Raw genomic sequence first — 19,011 nt, 5'->3', positions numbered from 1 at the left:
TGAATTATGTTTATAGCGCTTAGAGTATGTCCATGATCCTCAAACTCCAACCTTTAGCATCACCAACTTATCTAGAGCAGAACGAGTTTCAATTCCAGTCGTTCATTCTGTTTCTCTTGGCTTGCTCTCCTATTGCTTCGTTTACAGTTTTTCTCTTTTCACCTTCAAAAGTTCAACAATCTTTTCATCCAGTTCCTCATAAGGCAGTTCCACATACTTCATCGCTTTTTCCAGCTCTTCTTATAACGCCCTCTTACCACACAAACAGCCCATTCGCTCCCGCCAGTTTCTCCACAATCCCCAGCACTTTCCCGCCTGCGTTATATATCGTCATATACAGATCATCCCTGTTCAGGGTAATCAGCACCTTTTCCTCCGGCAGCAGTACACACAGGTCTTTCCCTTCCCGGATTTTCCCTGCCAACCATTCCGGAGCAGGATTGTCAGTGAACTTCCCCACTGCCGCTTCGCAGACGCTGAAGGCATAATAACAGCTCAGCTTCACCAGGATATCCGTAAACTTTTCCTGGAATCCCGCATACCGTTCCGGCGCCAGGTAATACTTCTCCACTGCGAAGTACTTTCTGGCATCTCTTTCCGGCACCTGCTCCGGCAGAAAATCCACTACCAGGCAAGGCTTCTCCAGCAGTTCCTCAATCAGTTTTTCCTTATCCACGTTCCCGCTTTCTCCATAACCATTGTCTGCCTCAGAAGTTGTCAGGAGAACCGTCCCCTTGTCAACTCTCGCTTTATCAAACCGGTCTAGCACTTCTTTCATTTCCGGCGTAATCCGTTTCCGGCATTCTTCCTTCAGTTCTTCCGGTACGCCGTAAAACGCTTCCGCCATACTGCCTGCTATACAGGTCAGTGTATCACAGTCTCCGCCCAAAGATACAGCTGTCCGGATCACATCTTCAAAGCTTTCCCCTTCCAGAAAGGCTGTAATGGCTTCCGGCACCGTCTGCTGGCAGCTCTCCACATGATAATATCCCGGCCGGATCTCATCGCAAGTTCGGCTTAAATCATACCCGAATTCCTTGATCACATACTCCCGGATTTCCTGCTTGCTCTTTCCGTTCCGTGCCAGCCAAATGACTGCCGCTACGCTCTCCGCCCCTTTGATGCCTTCCGGATGGTTGTGCGTCACTTCCGCTGTCAGCCTGGCCTTCTCCCTGGTTTCCTCCAGGGAATCATACAGCCAGCCCACGGAAGATACCCGCATGGCGGATCCGTTTCCGAAGCTTCCGTAAGGCTGCGGATCATCCTCAAACAGCCACCGGTAAAACATTCCGCCATATCCCGCGTCCGGAAGCTTTTTTCCCCACCGCTTCATGGAATACACCAGCAGTGTCTTGATCCTTTCCGGATCCTTCGCTTCAGACAGCAGGGCGTCCGCCACGGCAATGGTCATCACGCTGTCGTCCGTAAACATGCTGTCCGCTCTGAACAGCGGAAAATCCTTCGTCTTATCTCCCATGTCAAACTCATAGGGGCTTCCGATAATATCTCCAAGTATCGCGCCATACATGCTGCTTCACTCCAATCATAAACTCCGCTGCCTCAAAAGCAGCAACTCTACACTCTTCACTCTTCACTCTTGGCTGTCATCCCGGGGTTTGTAGCGCCCGGAAAACTGTCCAGTGGACAGTTTTCAGTGGAAAACGGGCGGCAGCCCCGGGTAAAAGTCGAGGGATCCCTTACTACGTCCGAAGGACGCAATCATTCTGCATTCTGCATTCTGAATTCTGCATTTGGCGTAGCCACTGTTCCACCCGGCATATCCAGCATATCAGAATCTTTCAGAAAGCAGGTCGCCTCCTAAGCGACAATGCTAAACTCTTTACTTTTCTCTTTACTCTACATTTTTATCTCATATCTTCCCATCCGTGTCAAATCTCTCCTCCCAGTTCCATAATCCTGTCATGGATGTGCTTCTTCTCCGGCCCATGGGCATACCTGTACAGATACTGCCAGTCTTCCAGCCCAAGCTCCTTTTCCGCTGCCTCCAGCTCCTCCAGGATCTCCTCCGTCTCCAGTTCGCTGTACACAAACTCCAGCGCAATCACTTCCCTACACTTTTCCGACGGAGCCTTTTCATAGTATTCCCGCCAGGAAGGATTCTTCAGCCATTCCTGCACGAGTTTGTCCTTGGCATTATCTCTGGTTATCGGTTCCTTTCCACTCTTCAGCAACTGCTCCGCCTCCTCCACCGTCATCTTATGCTCCGTGAGTTTTCCATCCTTATCCTGCGTAAGCGCTATAACAATATCCTCCGGCATCTCAAGAACCGACAGACCTTCATACCGCATGTAGATTTCCCAGATAGTTTTGAATTCTTCAACCGTGATTGCATGCTCACGGATTGGACCAACTATCCTGATTCCTGGCATTCCTGGCGCGTAAATCATGGAATTGAGATTAATGAATATCCAATCCATTCCATAATTACCATGATGAAGCCATGAATGAAATCCTTCTTCCTGCAGCCAGTTCCAGAACGGGTGTTCCTTTTTCCCCAGTCCTTTCTCCGTTACCACTACACAGGCACATCCTGCTGCAAGCTTCTCTCCGAATGTCTTTCTCTTTTTCATTCTTCGCACTTCTCCTTTCATTCTCCAGCCCAGAAGAAGCACGAAAAAACCATCCCATCGTCTCCGACAGGATGGCATTCAATCCATTCCGTTTTTCTCATCCTATCGGTCAAGCTTTGGCACCTTACCTTTTCCGGCAGGTTGTCGTGCGGTCACAGGGCTTGTCCCTCGCGCACTCTTCATAGGCATTATTCAGTTGCGTATATATTATTCCACACAAAAACGTTTTTCCCTTTTTTCACACAATTCCGCAATCCCCCGCGAAATAAGCGCTGTTATTCTGCCCCTCTCGCCCTGTTATCCGCACCGCACCAGTGCTATGCTTTTAGCAAATAAAAGCCGTTTACTTCTCTCCCACTCAACCGACTTCATGAAAGGAGCACCCACCATGGCAACCGGCTGGCAGGAAAACAAAGACTTCTACGAAACAAATAACGAGAAGTTACAGAAAGCTTCCTTTTTTGAAACCTTTCCTGTTCGTGGCGCGCATCTGCGCTACATGCCAAACCCCGAAGCAATGAATGACGCCCGTAGAGTATGGACAAAGAAAACATTCACGGCAGCAAACATATTGTGCCTGGCCGCCACTGCCTTTGTCTGGGCGATCAACTTTCTTTTCATCTATTACTTTCAGACAACTCTTATTCCCATCACAGGCTTCTTCTTTGTGGACAGCCTGATCCTCACAGTCGGCATCGTCGTCATCTGGGTCATCATTCGCCGCAGGCAGGAGGACTATGACAACATCGCCGCGGAAATCGAAAGCAAGTACAGCGACAAATAATGCTCCATCAAGTATCTTTCACGCAGCAGCGCCGTCTGCTGCTTTTTATTTTTCCTTCATTTCTACAACCTCATACCTCCTACTTCCTACCTCCTCCCTGTTTTCCCTCCTTCTCGCCGCAACTTGCGGCAACCTGCGGCAATTTGCCGCCTATATCCTTATCCTCATCCTTATCCTTATCCACAACCCATCCTTAAAGGGGTATCCTTATCCATACTGCACTGAGCATCCCGTGCATCCACCCCTGCGGCATGCTGCCACAATCTTGTCTCGCTCAAAAAAGATAGCTTCATGACAGTAAAAAGGCAGTCCCCTGAGACTTGAAAAACACGGGAACTGCCTGTTACGCTGTAAGTGGAAAGATAGACACATAAGGAGGTTCACCCAATGCCCAGCAGGATCCTGAAGGATTCCATCCTGACAGACAAAGCGTTCAACAGCCTGACCGTGGCGGAAGAATCCATCTACCACCGCCTCCTCGTCAGTGCGGATGACTACGGCATCTTCTACGCTGACCCGATCCTCCTACTGCGCCTCCTGTACCCCCGCAAAACAGACATTCCCGAGGAAACCATCCGGGAAAGCCTGGATCATCTGGAGGAAGCAGGATTCATCCGCCGCTATACAGCAGACGGCGAGGATTACCTGAAGATCCTCCCTTGGGAAAAACACCAGCGGCTGCGGAACGGCCGCCATAAGTTCCCCTGCCCGGAGGGATTTGAGGAAGAAGTACCGCCTGAAACGGCAGCAGAAGCCGAGAAAGGAACAGAAAGCAAAGAAGGAATAAAGAAAGAATCAAAACCACAGCAAGAAAAAGCCTCCAAAGAAAAAACCACAGGTCCGGATTCCAAAATAGCGGACGAGATTGTCATCGACCTGCTCCTCCACGACAACACCAAATACAACGTAACCCGGGAAGAAATTGACGAATTCTCCGCCCTCTACCCTGCGATAGACGTCCTACAGGAATACCGGGGAATGAAAGCCTGGTGCCTATCCAACCCCCAGAAGCGAAAAACCAGGAACGGTATCAAAAAGTTCATCAACGGCTGGCTGGCCAGCGCCCAGAAGCAGAACCAGAACGCCCCGCCGGCCTCACAAAAGCCGCTCCCCGTAAATCCATTCCTGTAAACACAGACACATATAATAAACCAGCCACATCTACAGCAAAAACTCCTCAGGAGGTATATATACACAATGGACATGAAAGAAACCAAGCGGATCCTTGCCGCCATCACTGCCATCTACCCCAGTTTTATCAAAGACAGGGATCCCGCTGTCCTCTCCCAGGTCTGGCAGCAGGTCTTTGTCAACACGCCCTATCCCCTGGTCAACCAGGCACTGAATGCCTTCATCGCCACAGACGTCAAAGGCTTCCCGCCCACACCCGGAGCCCTGAACGCCTTCATCCGAAAAGCACAACAGCTCAACGGCCCCACTGAGGATGACGCCTGGCTCAAAGTCTACAAAGCCATCTCCCGAGGCCTGTACAACAGCCGGGAAGAATTCGACAAGCTTCCCCCGGATATCCAGAAAATCGTCGGCAGTCCCCGCATGCTCTTCGAATGGGCCCATATGGACAGCGACGACGTTAACAAAGTCATCGCCGCCCACTTCAAACGCTCCTGGCGCACCCGGCAGGAACATGAACAGAACTTCCTCCTGATCCCGGAAAGCCCTTCAGATCCCCTGCTGACACCGTAAAAAAGGAATCGGCGCTGGTTTATACCCAACGCCGCTTCCTTTTACGCAATCATTCTCTTCAGTTTCTTCCGTTTATGGCGCTTCACCAGCCACCTGATCACCAGCACAATCACCACGATGACCAATAAAAGAGCAGCCAGGATCATAAACAAATACTTCCTGAGCATAACACCCAGGGAAGATACAAACAACCCCGGCAGCGGTTCTGAAACAAGATCCTTGTAATACAGCATCTTTGTCTCATATTCCGCAGGATTCTCCGCATTCAATGTAATAAGCCTTGTTCCATGTTCATCTCCCCGGCCGTAGAGATAGAACCCTACACCGGAAGTGGTAACCATATCAATACCTTCATAGGTACCACAATAGTCATTCAGATGATCATGACCGAAGAAGGCTGCTTTCACATTCATCTTCTTCCAGGCATCAAACTCACCGCTGTCATATTCAGAAGAGCACGGCCCTTCTACCAGGTGTCCTTCCCAGATATACTCTTCATTGATCACATACCATTTACCAAAGTTCGGTCCATAGCATGTCACTGCTCCGGAAGTTCCGAAAGGAACTTCCTTAATCATGTTATAAACCTGCGGAACAGGAATATGCTGGAACACATAGGATACCGGAGAAGCATACTTTCCACACAGTTCCTCATAAGCGGAAAGCATCCATTTATTCTGTTCTTCTGTCACATATCCGTATGTGCCTTTCCCTTCTTCCGCATAGCTTCCACTGTCCATGAACCACAGCACTACCGGGCTTTCCGGCTGAGAAGGATTTCCCACCACAAGATAGTAGTTTCCACATCCGGGCAGATCTTCTCCATCCACAGCCAGGCATCCTGGATAGGACTGGTAGATCCTCAACTGTTCTTCCTTGCTGATCCCACATTCCTCATCATGGTTTCCGAACACCAGGGCAAACGGAATCCCCCGGTCAACCACCGGAGACACTGCCGCGTCTATCGCCTTCCGAACCCGGTCTTCCCCACGCAGATCCCGGCCGTGGATCATATCCCCCAGGAACACAACCAGATCCGGCTCAGCAGCATCCAGGGAAGCATTCATCAGGGACAGCATAGCAGGTTGAGGGGTATCGATGTCCTGGGGATCGGCGATGATGAGGATGCGAAGAGGCTTGTCCAAGGAAAAGAGAACAGTTTCTGAGACATTCTCCGCCAAAGCCATATTGAAAGTACTGGATAACAGTATTATTATGATCACAATAATAGCAGAAATACGACGCATAATTATAACTCCTATATGATCAGAAAATATAAGACAAACTGTTCATGGGCATGCCGCTAAATACAGTATATAAGATATATTCATATTGTTCAACAAATGAAACGACACAAGCAAAAAGTATCATAAACAGCTAATTGGGAAAACATGTAATAGAAACAACTCTATGTTTGCACGTTAATACATGGATACACTTCAATATCTGTCATGAACAATGCTAGTCAAACATATTCTATCTATGATATTATGCTCTCAGATTAATCATACCTAAACCATATAAAGGGGCATAATATGATGAAACCAGGCTTGTATGAGCAAATCATCAGCAAGGCAATTTCAGATGAATTGTCTTCTATTCCAGATGTCTATAAAGCTATAGAAAAACTCGACGTAGAAGAAGCCCCTCAGGCTTTAGCTGAGTATGTGGCTGAAGCTATGCGTCGCACTTTAGAATCCATTCCCAAAGATACCGAAGAACAAATTGCTCTAGTAAACAAGGTCCTTTCTGTCCTTTCAGAAAATCGTGAAGATCTATCCGGCAGCATTGTTGATAACCGTGCTGAAAAACTGCTTCATCTTTTGGATAAAAACAGTCCAGAACGTATTGCCGGAAAAATCGCGTCTGATATAACTAGACCAGAAACTCCAATGTCTGTGAGCAGTTTATTCACAGGTGCTGCTCATGAGCCAAAGATGTTCTCCGAGATTAAAAAGGAAATTGCCAGTTCAGACCGCATTGATATGCTCGTATCATTCATCAAATGGAGTGGTCTCCGGCTTATCATAGACGAACTCCGTGAATTTACAAATCGAGGTGGGTTGCTTCGAGTCATCACTACATCCTATATGGGAGCTACCGAAGTTAAAGCTATCGACGAACTGTCAAAGCTTCTTAATACAGAAATCAAAATCAGTTACGATACCGCTCGTACTAGGCTACATGCAAAAACATATGTCTTTTACCGGGATACTGGTTTCACAACTGCCTATATTGGTTCTTCCAATTTATCTAATGCTGCCATGAGCAATGGTTTGGAATGGAATCTAAAAATCACTGCTATTGATCAACCTGACACACTAAAGAAAATCTATGCTACTTTTGACAGTTATTGGAATTCATACGAATTTGAGTCTTATACAACGGATTCACACCCCCGGCTTGCAGAAGCCCTGAAGGGAGAAAAATGGAATGGCGATAAACAATTCTTTCTTTTTGATATCCGTCCCTATCCATACCAGCAAGCCATCCTGGATCAGCTCCGTGCAGAACGGGAAGTTCATGGTTTCAATCGCAATTTATTAGTTGCTGCGACCGGTACCGGAAAAACCGTTATTTCTGCTCTGGATTATCGGGGATGGAGAAAAGCCCATCCCCTGCAACTCAATCGATTGTTGTTTATTGCACATCGGGAAGAAATCCTTAAGCAAAGCATTGCCACTTTCCAGGCAGTTCTAAAAGACCCCAACTTTGGTGAACTCTGGGTCGGTAACTATAAAGCAGATAATTTGGATTATCTGTTTATCTCTGTGCAGACACTCAATTCTCAAGCATTATGGAAACGGCTGCCCGCCAACTATTATGATTACATCATCGTAGACGAAACACATCATGCAGCAGCAGATTCTTATGCAGACGCTATTGAAACATTTAAACCACAGGTACTTCTTGGATTAACTGCTACTCCGGAACGCATGGATGGTAAAAGCATCCTTCACTTCTTTGATAACCGCATTGCTGCTGAAATACGTTTGCCTGAAGCTATTAATCGGAAACTACTCTGTCCTTTCCAGTATTTTGGTGTAAGCGATACAGTAGATCTGAATGATTTAAAATGGACTCGCGGCGGATATGATCATAAAGAGCTCAACAATATCTATACCCTTTCCGGTTCTATAGCTCAAAAACGTGCAGACCATGTGGTTGAATGCCTATCTCGATATGTGACAGATATAGATGAAGTGAAAGCGCTTGGATTCTGCGTTTCCATTCAACATGCACGTTTCATGGCAGAGCATTTTAATATCGCTGGTATTCCTTCTCTGGCACTGGATAGTTTTTCTTCCGATGAGGAAAGACGAAATGCTCAAAAGAAGCTTGTCAATGGTGATATCCATGTCATCTTTGTTGTTGATTTGTATAATGAAGGTGTTGATATTCCAGAAGTTAACACTGTCCTGTTCCTCCGCCCAACTGAATCTTTGACAATTTTCCTGCAGCAGCTGGGACGTGGTCTTCGTCTTTGTGACGGAAAAGATTGCTTAACTGTTCTGGATTTCATCGGTGCAGCAAACCGGCGGTATAACTTTGAGGAAAAGTTTGCTGCGCTTCTGGACGATGAGCACCACACTGTTGTTGAAGAAATTGATCGTGGTTTCACCGGTGCCCCTAAGGGTTGTTATATACAACTTGAGAAAAAGGCTTCACGTATAGTTTTAGATAATATACAGCAATACTTCAGGGGCCATGCAGAACTTGTAAACCGTATTCGCACCTACCACGAGGACAGTGGTCAGGAATTGTCCTTTGAAGGTTTCTTGAGCTGGTATCACATGACACCGGCAGACATTTACAAAAAAGGCATTACTTTTGCCAGGCTTTGTGTTGAAGCGAATGTACAAGAAGATTTCCATGAAGAGATCGAGCTGCTTTTGAGCAAAATCATGTATCGCTTCACTGTTTTTGATTCTCGTAGATGGATACAATTCTTGCTAGATATACTACCCAATCTAGGCAAAGTGAATATTGCATCGTTATCTCTTCTGGAGCAGCGAATGATGCAAATGTTCTATATTACTGTCTGGGACAGTTACGCTGAAGATTGGAATAGTTATGAAGTCCAGGAAAAGCTCTTAAGCTTGGCTAATAGTCCAGTCATGTTGAAAGAACTACTTGATTTGCTCAAGTACCAATTCGATCATATTGATTTTATTGATTCCGCCACAGACCTTGGTTTTGATTGTCCTTTAGATGTGCATTGTACCTATACTCAGCGCCAGTTACTTGCCGCATTGGATTATAAAAATTACAGTGCAATGCGGCAGGGTGTTTTGTATCTTCCCGCTAAAAACATTGACGTTTTCCTAATCACCTTGAATAAAAGTGATAAAGATTACTCTCCGACTACCATGTATGAGGATTATGCTATTAGCAACACGCAATTCCATTGGCAAAGCCAATCCACCACATCCGCCGAATCCCCAACAGGTCAAAGATATATCCACCATGCAGAACATGGGGGCCATATTCTCCTGTTTGTCCGCGAATTCAAAAAGGATATCTTAGGGACTTCTCCATATACTTTTTTGGGCCAAGCTTCATATGTAAGTCATCATGGAAGTAAGCCAATGAGTATCATTTGGCAATTAGAAAAGCCCATCCCAGGGAAGTATCTGAGACGGGTTCAGCAGGTGATGGGGTAAGTCTAGATGTCAATAATGCTACTCATCAATTCACCAGCCTTCAAATGGCTTTCTTATTGCAAAAACATTTTTAATGCAAAAATGATTATACATAAGTTTTCATTTTCATTGACTCCTTGTTGAACATGTGATATATGTTTTTCTAACAAAAACGTTTTCATAGGAGTCTTTACCATGAGAGACTTTCATATGAGCGCTGAGCGCTTCATAGATCATGTAAAAGCTGGATATGATGCGAATCAGCGCTATTGTTTTATTCTTGGTGCTGGTGCATCTTATACTTCTGGCATTCCTACAGGTATGTCATTAATGCCAGAATGGCGAAAGTACCTGGAAAAAAAAGGGCTAAGTTATATTGAAGAATGTGCAAGAGATTGTAATATCCCTAAAAAAAGATGGATGCCTTTATTCCAACCCGATTACAAATTAAAAAGTGAAGACTATTTTATTCTCTTCGATCTAAGGTTTGCCGGAACTCCTATAGTGGCCTATCACGAACTGCAAACATTAATGGAAAACGCCAGTCCTAGCATAGGATACTATATGCTCGCCATATTAATGGAGCATACTGAGAACAAGCTAGTCATAACCACTAATTTCGATTCACTAGTTGAAGATGTATTGCATCGTTATCACACAAAGCATCCCCTCGTAGCTGGACATGAAAGTCTTGCTTCTTTTATTGATACAGTAGAAAACGTTGGTCGTCCTGTCGTAGCAAAAGTTCATAGAGATCTCACGTTTCGTCCTCTAAATAGAGAGCAAGAATTAAGAAAATTAGGAATAGGCTGGGAAAACAGTTTACGCACAGCTTTATCTAAATATATTCCTATTGTCATTGGCTATGCTGGTGGCGATCAGACATTAATGAAACTTCTTGAACGCATAGATCTAGAAAGTATATATTGGTGTTCTTTAAACACACGCGAATCAGAACGCATCGAAAATCTTTTATGCAAAAGTCCTGGTGGATATTTGGTTACAATAAAAGGTTTCGATGAAATCATGTTTGATCTTGTTGATAACATGAAAGAAGGAATGAGTTTTGAAAAGCCAACTGATCGTATGAAATATCTATGTGATCAATGGGTTAACAGCTATAATGAACAGTATCTCAAAATAAATGATGCAGTCTTGGATGAAAACACCGACCAAAACAGCTCTCCCGATAAAGTGATGGAAAGCTCTATGGTTTCTGACAATTCTTTTAAATCTGGAAAAGATGTCTCTGTTGCTAATGATTTAATTCCCGACTTAAGCTTTCTAGAATTACTAGATCAACTATCCGATACTTCTGACAATTCAGATCCTGTTATTTCAGCTGCTCAATTGAGAAGATCTGCCTTAAGGCATTATTATAATAAAGAGTTATCTCAAGCTTTGGAACTGTGTGATAAAGCCATTAACCTCCAACCAAGAGATGCCAATCTTCAGTTTTTAAAAGGAACTCTTTTGCACAACAATGGGGAAAACGACAAAGCGTTATCATATATGATTCAAGCCAACTTACTAGAGCGCAACAACTCAAAATATCATTATACTATGGGTGTCATTCTACAAGAATTGGAACGTTATCCAGAAGCCAGAAGTGAGATAAAAAGAGCAATTGCCCTGGAATTTAGCAATGCAAAATATCATGATTCTCTTAGTATGGTTCACCTAAAAATGCAAGAATACCAAGAAGCTTTGGAAGAATCGGACACTGCTATAAAGCTAGAAACCGATAATCCAGATTTCTACATGACTAGAAGTATGGTATATGATAAATTAGGGGAAAATAAAGAGGCTGAAAAAGATCGTATGAAAGCCAGGCAATTAAAAAATCTAACTACCATCTTATAAATCATGCTTATATGGATTTCATTAATAGTATTAGATAAAACCTCCTTAATGATAACAATAATTCATACAAAGAGGAATCGTTAATTAACATGAAAGTCGAGGTATCAACTATGAGAAACATCCAAATGAGCGCTCAACGTTTTATCGATCATGTGAAAGATGGTTATAATGCTTATCAGCGTTATTGTTTTATCCTTGGTGCAGGTGCATCCTATACCTCTGGCATTCGCACAGGTTTAAGTTTAATACCTGAATGGCGAGATTATTTATTGTCGAAGGGACTAGATTATATATCTGAGTGTGCATCAGACTGTGGTTTCCCACAGGATAAGTGGGAACACATATTCAAACCAGATTATAAACCACAAAGCGATGATTACTTTACTCTATTTGATTTACGTTTTGCAGGTTCGCCGGTTGTTGCTTATCATTATTTGCAAGATCTTATGGAAAGCGCCGAACCAAGCATAGGTTACTATATGCTAGCAGTCCTTATGGAACATACAGAAAACAAATTGGTTATAACAACAAACTTTGATTCTCTAGTTGAAGATGTTTTGCATATGTATCATGCCAAACATCCCTTAGTCGCAGGTCATGAAAGTCTGGCTCCTTTTATAGGTACAATCGAGAATACGAGTCGTCCTATTATAGCTAAGGTACACAGAGATCTTATGCTTAGGCCACTAAATAGAGAAGAAGAATTGGATAAGTTGGCTGATAGTTGGAAAGAAGTATTACAAAAGATTCTCACAAAATACACGCCTATAGTTATTGGATATGCAGGTGGAGATCAGACACTTATGAAACTTTTGGAAGAAATGTCATTGGATAACATCTACTGGTGTACAATAAAAGATCATGAGTCCGATCGTATTGAAAATTTATTAAAAAAGAGTAAAGGTGGATATCTGGTTAAAATCAAAGGGTTTGATGAGATAATGTTTAGTTTGGCATCTCAAATGACAATAGGTTTGCCAATTGAAAACCCATCTGATAGAATCAAAAAGTTTTTTCATCAGCGTCAAGAAAGCTATCAATTCCAATTCAATAATCTTAACAATATTATTCTAGATGAAAGCACGGGCTTTAATAATCATATAAACACCGAAGCAAAAGCTTCTACTTCAAACAACAAGACAATTTTGCATCTAAACTATACATCCTCTTCAGACAATACAGTTACTGTCATTAATCAGTTAGATATGCTAGACAAACTTGCAGGGACGCCAGAAAAGGATGACACAATAAGTATAGCAACAACCCTTCGCAGATTAGCAACAAGGGACTTCATACATGGTAATATAAAAGATGCCTTGAGTAATTGTAATAAAGCTATCGAATTACAACCCAAAGATGCTGATCTACATCATTTAAAAGGATTAATCTTACACCTGAATAATCAGGACTCATTATCTCTTAACTCTCTTGATGAGGCCATCAAATTGGATAAAAATAATGCCAGTTATCACGACGCTCGTAGTACTACTCTATTTACTTTAAAACGCTACGATGAAGCACTAGAAGAATCTGAAAAAGCCATTAAATTAGATCCTCACAATCCTGATTATCGTAGCTTCAAAAAAATAATACTCGACAAAATTCACAACCAAACATAAACAGGAGGAACAAAACCCATATATGTCCGTTCCATACACCCAATTATATGTCTAATACTATTCTCTATTGCTATCCCCTTCATTGTATTTCAGGTATTTTATCTTCTTTTCACACTAATAGATAAAAATGAACATGAAATAGTATTTTCCTAAATATCATCGAAGATTATGGGCACTTTCTTTCTAAATTCAAATAATATAGCCTGCGCAATCTGCCGCATCTGCGGATGAGCAGCTTCACTAGTCCGTAATCTGAAGAAATGTCTCCATTCTCTTAGATTCATGGTCATTACAATTTCAGTCTTCAAGCTGTTAGGTAATACACTTCTTGCTTCCTGTGGTTCAGCTCCTGCTTCTAGAAGAGCAAAATAGGATTTCTCTGCGTTTTCCATAGCTTTTTTCCATAGTTCTAATTCTTTTTTTCTATCTTCATTTTCCCAAAAAACAGGCAGGATAAAAGTTAATTCTGCACCAAATTTCGCATTACTGTAATTGCAATATCGGGTACTTTCTTGCGAATAGCTAGCCAATCTATGTCTGACAATCTCATGTGAGACACCACGGTCACACACAACACGGACCGTAATTTTCTCGTGCTCAATGACAGATTCATGACCACGTTTGAGAATATTCTGGATAAATCTTTTGGCTGACTCTTCGCTTATACGATCTTCACTTTTATAACAAGTACGTCCGTATTGCTCTATTTTTTTTATGATTTTATTTCCATCCAACTCTTCTTCAATAACAAAGCTAGGTTTAATAATCTTCATTCAAAATCCTCCTATCTACTTGTATTACTTCACCCTTTTCCGCTTGTTTTTTCTATCAATCCCACATTGATCATTATATGGACAAGGCGTAGCATTTTCTGAGTATTGACACCAATCAACAGGATAACCAGTATGTAAAAATGCCACTTTTGTTTTTCTTCTCCTCAGCGAATCAAAAACCCCTTCCATATCATTTGTTCCATCCACATCACGATTCACTATCCCAAGGACAGCCTCAATAAACACATTTTTCTTTCGCAATATTTTTTTCAAAAAATCTTGTGCATCTTTTACTGCTTTACCTGTCACATTAACCCCAATAATCAAAATAGGCTTGCGATTTTCATAACATGCTGCATACTCTTCCCATGCCTCCTCCTGTTTTGAAAAACTATCAGCCTTTTGTGACGGAATAAAGTACATCATCGGAAGTCCTGTTATCATTGCAACACGTGAAGCCAATAAAACACCACTATTAGCAATACCAACAAGAAAATACTTATCTTGCTTTATACTTTCTGGGCTTTTATCAAAAGAATGTGTATAAATATAGTTTACGAATGCCTTAGCTGTTTCATCTAATATTTCTTCATCGGCAAGCAGACCATTACAATCAAGATGATTACGCATGCCTCTGTTCCCTATTTGACGATGAACTGAATAAATAAGATTATTGTTCTTGATACTCTCTTGTATTTTCTGTGTCAATTCATTATAAAAGCTTTTAGGATCCTTTGGCAATTTATTTGTTTGAGTATTTGAAGATTCGCCACTTACATAAACTTCTTTTTTTTGTATATCACCAACATTTATATCGTCTGCTGGAACATATATGGTCTGTTTATCGCTGATTCGATCAATACTGATTTGGACATCTTTAGCTAAAATGTCTTTTTTTTTATCTTGTACAGAACCCTGATTAGCAATAGATAAATAAGCATCATAGTTTTTCTTTAAAATGGGATCATCAAATACTAACTCAGGTTCCTCTATATTGATATTTATTCGAGCATCACTTATACACTTTTTTACAGTCTTATACTCTTTTTGTATTTTTTCGTGTATTTCATGCAGTAATTTGTAACAATCTACTTTGTCTTTATCGTCATGAATAAATGCAGAATTAACCTGCAATTCAATCTTGGGCATTTCAAATTTAACTTGTTTTATTAAATCCAGTTTTTTCCAGTAATCTTTAGCCTCCGGTGGGAAATTTCGTGTATCTATTCCCCCTTTTCTATGTTTTGAACAGTCCAGTTCATCTGCTAATCTGAGAACGGCGGCAAGAACACGTGTTTTTATTTCTTCTTGAGAGCGAACACCTATAACGTGTGATTCATAAAATTCCTTCTCAAGAGTATTGATACGTGTATTTGTCAGTTTTATATCGCTATGCCCTAAAACAACCTGTCCGATAGCCTCCCAATAATCACTTTGATCCATTAATAGAAATGAAAGTACTATATGTAAATAATTATGAATATCTTGTGTTAATGATTCCTTTATCACATCACTGATTTCTTGACAATCCTCTAAATCATTAATACCCGCATATAAACTTCTGATACATCTTTGAGCCGCATCCTCAATTTGTTTATCGCTATATGGATTTATCGCAAGAGAAGCTTCCATAGAATGTATTTGTCGAGCTTTGGGATTATAAATCATATCAATATCATGCAATAAACATGCATATTGAAACACAAGTAAATCATCAATCTCAAATACATCCAATGATGACGACAATATCTTTGATCCATATTGTAATACACGAATAACATGATGTGAATAATCATGTGGTGTATACGCTATAGGAGCATACCACTGTTTTTCATCTAACCTATGTCTTATTAATTCAGTAAACTGATCCAAATCATTAAGTGCTTTTCCTTCAGCATTATCTAGCTCCATAATTCTTTCATTAATAGCTAATTTGCTAAACTCGGCTCCATTCCTTGTTACTGTTGGCATAGTACTTATTTCCTTTCATTATGATTGATATCACATTGATAATACTTTTTATCATAAGCATTAACTTGAAAAAGAGATGAGATGCTAAGGTTTTTATTATAATCGAATCGATAATCCGCTTGTTTTTTCCCTTTTTTATCAGCTTTTGCAAATCGTGGAAATTTATAATACGATATACCCGCGCAACAAACCACTTTGGCCGAACAAAGATCACAGATCATCTTCATTCGTTCATACTCTTTCCCTAAACACATAAAGTCAAAAATCAAAACATAGCGATTCCCCTGTTTGATACGTGCAAGAGTTCTTCCATCGTTAGCCATTATTCTTGGACCTACATTTTTGACATACACAACAGGTTTTTTATATATTGCTGACAATCCAGCTGCTAAACATGCACCTGTTATACTTGCACATATAAAGGCATCAAACTCTCTCATGTTTTCCTTATTTGTATTACTGAACATTGCAAGGCTTCTTTGGATCATCAATGCCATTCTGTTAATAACTAAATTATATATAGAACCATTTGTTAATATTTTTTTTGCATCAAAATATCTATTAACATATACATTTGACGAATCATTTGGCTCCCATTTCTCTGGCTTGTTCGTCTTGATTATTGTATAAATATATTTATTGATATCATCGTCAATTGTCGAAAAAACACTATGCTTAATCCCTATATGTTTATTTAATACAGCTAATGTATTACTAAAGCCACAATACAAACAAGTATCAGACAATATCTCTGTAACAAACTCACACTCATTTGATTCTAGCTTCTCAGATTCTCCAGGAGCAATCTCCTTGATTGATTTGGAAATTTTATATGCCGCCTCACTTATGCGATCATTTAACGGAAAAATACTTTTTTCCCATTCGACTTTTTCTATCTCATCTACATTTTTCATTTTCCTATCTGATAGAAAGAGAACACCTCTATATGTCTTTTCATATAATGTGGAAAAAATAGCACAAAGGGAGCGCATTCCATTAGCTGACACTCTACGCATATCCCATACCAATATTTTTTTTGAAGACCCCCGTTGTATTAATTCCTTGACAGTTTCCTCTATCGAGACCAAATCTGTTATCTGTGAATCAATACTACCTCCACATAAGCTATAATCTTGCTGTAATAGTCTGGATATGCCATCTTGATTTGCACATACATAATCATATATTTCAAATTCATAGATATTTACCATTTGATTCTTGCCCTCCAATCTCAACAGAAATATGCACACCAGGGAAAAAATGCGAATATACTTGGAGAGTACCATTTTGAATCAATTTATCTTGTATTCTTAGATTTAAGACAATACCTCTCAATTTTGTCTTATTGAATCCACTAATAACCCCATTGCTTACAACAAAATACTCACTTAAAAACTCTCTTGATATATTTATAAGTGTGTTTTCACTATGTATATGAAGGTTGCCCCCTGCATGTAAAACTAAAGTACTTAAGATGTATGGGAAGCCATTTAGCCTATCATCAATATGTATTAATATACACTCTAGAATCGCCGCCAAATTTCTTCGCCTTGTATCATTTTTAAAACTCAAAAATTCATTTTTTGTAAATAATTTCGGAATAAGCGGAAGTTTTATCTCTATCTTACGTAATTGCGGCGACTCAATCACGTTTTTTTCTTCAACGTAGTAAAGCTTGGAAAGCACGGAATTGTAATACCCACCTCCGGAATCACTACATGCTAAACTAATGCCTGTTTTCTTATAATTCTGAAATGAAAAATAAAAACAACTTTCTGTTGTAGTATACCCGTATCCATATGCATTTTCTATTATTTCTGAAAACCCTCCAGCAAGCTTTTCATAATCGTCAAGCTTTAATTGTTTCATTGCTCTTTGTTTTTCATAGGAATTGTACAATTCTAAAACACTTCTATGGAACTCATTTTGTACACTATAGGGAAGATATATTTTGTTGCTAATACTATGTAATGGCACATTGACTCGATGTATTTTATTAGTGTTATGCCTTCTTCTTATATCCAAATCAGATGAATAATGATAGACAATATCAGTTATAAACAAATTCCCATGTTCAGAATGCAAGAAAAACTGTGTATCATCAAGATAGGATCTTAGTTTTGTTGCATTTCCAAAGACAAGCAACACCGTAGCTCCTTTTCTTGTTTTTTGATATTTGAAAAACGTTAACAAATCACATAAAACCCCTGGTGTAATATGACTAGTTCTATCAAGATATAAAACCAACTCATCATCATACGATGACACAAAAGCCATCAATTTGTCTACTATAAATCTATAAAACACCTTATAATCAACATAATCCGGAAATTCTATTTTCATTTTTCACAGCATGATGTTTCTAAAAAGAAACCCATACTCTCCTTTCCACTATTTTACTATTGTTCTGATATATTCTCCTATTAATATGCTAATATAATAATATATGGTTACATATTAAATCAATGAAAAAATTGCAAATATCCTTCGATATTTACATAAAAACTTGAAAAAAACAGCAACAAGTCTTTCAATCTCATATATTTCCTGTTCAAAAAAACACAGAATAATTACGCCCATAAATAGTATATTATAATCATTTCCTCTTTCATCATTATTTATAGCTTTATCCAAAAAAACGCCCGGCATCTGCCGTGCATCATGTTTATTATCTGTTCGTTTTGCTTATCTATCGTTATCAGTTAGGACAGCTATATGAGCAGATAGTACTCGGTTCTCCAGGGATCCATTCGCTACACAGTATTTCCACTTGTGTATAACATGCATATCCTTATTCTTCTCCCTTTGGATAGTCCACCGCGAGAATCTCTTCCACGGACACATCCAGAATGCTAGCAAGCGCCACCAGGTTATCCACGGTCGGCAGGCTGATGCCGTGCTGCCATTTATAAATGGCCTGCGGGGTCGCGAAACCCAGGAGTTCCTGGAGTTTCCTGACGGAAACGCCGGAGCGTTTCCGCAGGATACAGATGTTCTGTCCGGTTTTGTTCAGATCCACTACCGGAATCCGCATATGGATTCCTCCCTTCCCTATTCTCTGTC

14 protein-coding genes and 1 riboswitch are annotated in these 19,011 nt (G+C 40.8%); of the genes, 6 read left to right on the top strand and 8 right to left on the bottom strand.

Annotation, left to right across the window (positions count from 1 at the left end):
- Positions 1-253 precede the first annotated feature (253 nt).
- Both JRC49_09645 and JRC49_09640 read right to left on the bottom strand, forming a co-directional pair.
- A complete protein-coding gene (locus JRC49_09645) occupies positions 254-1,528 on the bottom strand; it encodes an ADP-ribosylglycohydrolase family protein (protein QTE70067.1) in 1,275 nt (424 codons plus the stop codon).
- 361 nt (positions 1,529-1,889) lie between these two features.
- Positions 1,890-2,591: a hypothetical protein gene (locus tag JRC49_09640; GenBank protein ID QTE70066.1), complete on the bottom strand. Its 702-nt coding sequence runs from the start codon at positions 2,589-2,591 to the stop codon at positions 1,890-1,892.
- Positions 2,592-2,690: 99 nt separating this feature from the next.
- Positions 2,691-2,779, bottom strand: a riboswitch (SAM riboswitch).
- Positions 2,780-2,979: 200 nt separating this feature from the next.
- On the opposite strand from JRC49_09640, the gene JRC49_09635 reads away from it, so the two are divergent.
- The 3 genes from JRC49_09635 to JRC49_09625 all read left to right on the top strand — a co-directional run bounded on the left by JRC49_09635 (position 2,980) and on the right by JRC49_09625 (position 5,079).
- Positions 2,980-3,375 carry a hypothetical protein gene (locus JRC49_09635; GenBank protein ID QTE70065.1) on the top strand — a complete coding sequence of 132 codons (396 nt, stop codon included), beginning with the start codon at positions 2,980-2,982 and terminating at the stop codon, positions 3,373-3,375.
- 387 nt (positions 3,376-3,762) lie between these two features.
- Positions 3,763-4,506, top strand: coding sequence for a hypothetical protein (locus JRC49_09630; GenBank protein ID QTE70064.1), 744 nt, complete (start codon positions 3,763-3,765; stop codon positions 4,504-4,506).
- 66 nt (positions 4,507-4,572) lie between these two features.
- Positions 4,573-5,079, top strand: coding sequence for a hypothetical protein (locus JRC49_09625; GenBank protein QTE70063.1), 507 nt, complete (start codon positions 4,573-4,575; stop codon positions 5,077-5,079).
- 41 nt (positions 5,080-5,120) lie between these two features.
- Here JRC49_09625 and JRC49_09620 read toward each other — a convergent pair whose 3' ends face one another.
- The gene (locus JRC49_09620; GenBank protein ID QTE70062.1) at positions 5,121-6,224 is read right to left on the bottom strand and encodes a metallophosphoesterase; all 1,104 of its coding nucleotides are present in this window, start codon (positions 6,222-6,224) and stop codon (positions 5,121-5,123) included.
- A gap of 390 nt (positions 6,225-6,614) precedes the next feature.
- Here JRC49_09620 and JRC49_09615 point away from each other — a divergent pair, with 390 nt between their 5' ends.
- From JRC49_09615 to JRC49_09605, 3 genes are all read left to right on the top strand, one after another.
- Positions 6,615-9,743: a DUF3427 domain-containing protein gene (locus JRC49_09615; GenBank protein ID QTE70061.1), complete on the top strand. Its 3,129-nt coding sequence runs from the start codon at positions 6,615-6,617 to the stop codon at positions 9,741-9,743.
- A gap of 174 nt (positions 9,744-9,917) precedes the next feature.
- The gene (locus JRC49_09610) at positions 9,918-11,585 is read left to right on the top strand and encodes a hypothetical protein (protein QTE70060.1); all 1,668 of its coding nucleotides are present in this window, start codon (positions 9,918-9,920) and stop codon (positions 11,583-11,585) included.
- Positions 11,586-11,695: 110 nt separating this feature from the next.
- On the top strand, positions 11,696-13,204 hold the full coding sequence (locus JRC49_09605) for an SIR2 family protein (protein QTE70059.1): 1,509 nt from the start codon (positions 11,696-11,698) through the stop codon (positions 13,202-13,204).
- Between the two features lie 149 nt (positions 13,205-13,353).
- On the opposite strand, the gene thyX is transcribed toward JRC49_09605, so the two are convergent.
- From thyX to JRC49_09580, 5 genes are all read right to left on the bottom strand, one after another.
- The gene (gene thyX / locus JRC49_09600) at positions 13,354-13,977 is read right to left on the bottom strand and encodes an FAD-dependent thymidylate synthase (protein ID QTE70058.1); all 624 of its coding nucleotides are present in this window, start codon (positions 13,975-13,977) and stop codon (positions 13,354-13,356) included.
- Positions 13,978-14,001: 24 nt separating this feature from the next.
- The gene (locus JRC49_09595; GenBank protein QTE70057.1) at positions 14,002-15,948 is read right to left on the bottom strand and encodes an HD domain-containing protein; all 1,947 of its coding nucleotides are present in this window, start codon (positions 15,946-15,948) and stop codon (positions 14,002-14,004) included.
- 5 nt (positions 15,949-15,953) lie between these two features.
- On the bottom strand, positions 15,954-17,159 hold the full coding sequence (locus JRC49_09590) for a hypothetical protein (protein ID QTE70056.1): 1,206 nt from the start codon (positions 17,157-17,159) through the stop codon (positions 15,954-15,956).
- Entirely contained in the window at positions 17,143-18,225 is a 1,083-nt protein-coding gene (locus JRC49_09585; protein QTE70055.1) for a hypothetical protein, read from the bottom strand. The genes JRC49_09590 and JRC49_09585 overlap by 17 nt, the downstream gene beginning before the upstream one ends.
- 514 nt (positions 18,226-18,739) lie before the next feature.
- The gene (locus JRC49_09580; protein QTE70054.1) at positions 18,740-18,982 is read right to left on the bottom strand and encodes a helix-turn-helix transcriptional regulator; all 243 of its coding nucleotides are present in this window, start codon (positions 18,980-18,982) and stop codon (positions 18,740-18,742) included.
- Positions 18,983-19,011: the final 29 nt, after the last annotated feature.

This window comes from Clostridiales bacterium FE2011 (genome assembly GCA_017569305.1).
Classification (GTDB): Bacteria; Bacillota; Clostridia; order Christensenellales; family Aristaeellaceae; genus Aristaeella.
This window is presented reverse-complemented; position numbering and strand designations above follow the sequence as displayed.

Coding starts and splice junctions, on each gene's coding strand:
- JRC49_09640 (QTE70066.1), bottom strand. CDS start 2,591: ATGAAAAAGAGAAAGACATTCGGAGAGAAGCTTGCAGCAGGATGTGCC.
- JRC49_09610 (QTE70060.1), top strand. CDS start 9,918: ATGAGAGACTTTCATATGAGCGCTGAGCGCTTCATAGATCATGTAAAA.
- JRC49_09630 (QTE70064.1), top strand. CDS start 3,763: ATGCCCAGCAGGATCCTGAAGGATTCCATCCTGACAGACAAAGCGTTC.
- JRC49_09605 (QTE70059.1), top strand. CDS start 11,696: ATGAGAAACATCCAAATGAGCGCTCAACGTTTTATCGATCATGTGAAA.
- JRC49_09580 (QTE70054.1), bottom strand. CDS start 18,982: ATGCGGATTCCGGTAGTGGATCTGAACAAAACCGGACAGAACATCTGT.
- JRC49_09590 (QTE70056.1), bottom strand. CDS start 17,159: ATGGTAAATATCTATGAATTTGAAATATATGATTATGTATGTGCAAAT.
- JRC49_09585 (QTE70055.1), bottom strand. CDS start 18,225: ATGGCTTTTGTGTCATCGTATGATGATGAGTTGGTTTTATATCTTGAT.
- JRC49_09635 (QTE70065.1), top strand. CDS start 2,980: ATGGCAACCGGCTGGCAGGAAAACAAAGACTTCTACGAAACAAATAAC.
- JRC49_09645 (QTE70067.1), bottom strand. CDS start 1,528: ATGTATGGCGCGATACTTGGAGATATTATCGGAAGCCCCTATGAGTTT.
- JRC49_09595 (QTE70057.1), bottom strand. CDS start 15,948: ATGCCAACAGTAACAAGGAATGGAGCCGAGTTTAGCAAATTAGCTATT.
- thyX (QTE70058.1), bottom strand. CDS start 13,977: ATGAAGATTATTAAACCTAGCTTTGTTATTGAAGAAGAGTTGGATGGA.
- JRC49_09615 (QTE70061.1), top strand. CDS start 6,615: ATGATGAAACCAGGCTTGTATGAGCAAATCATCAGCAAGGCAATTTCA.
- JRC49_09625 (QTE70063.1), top strand. CDS start 4,573: ATGGACATGAAAGAAACCAAGCGGATCCTTGCCGCCATCACTGCCATC.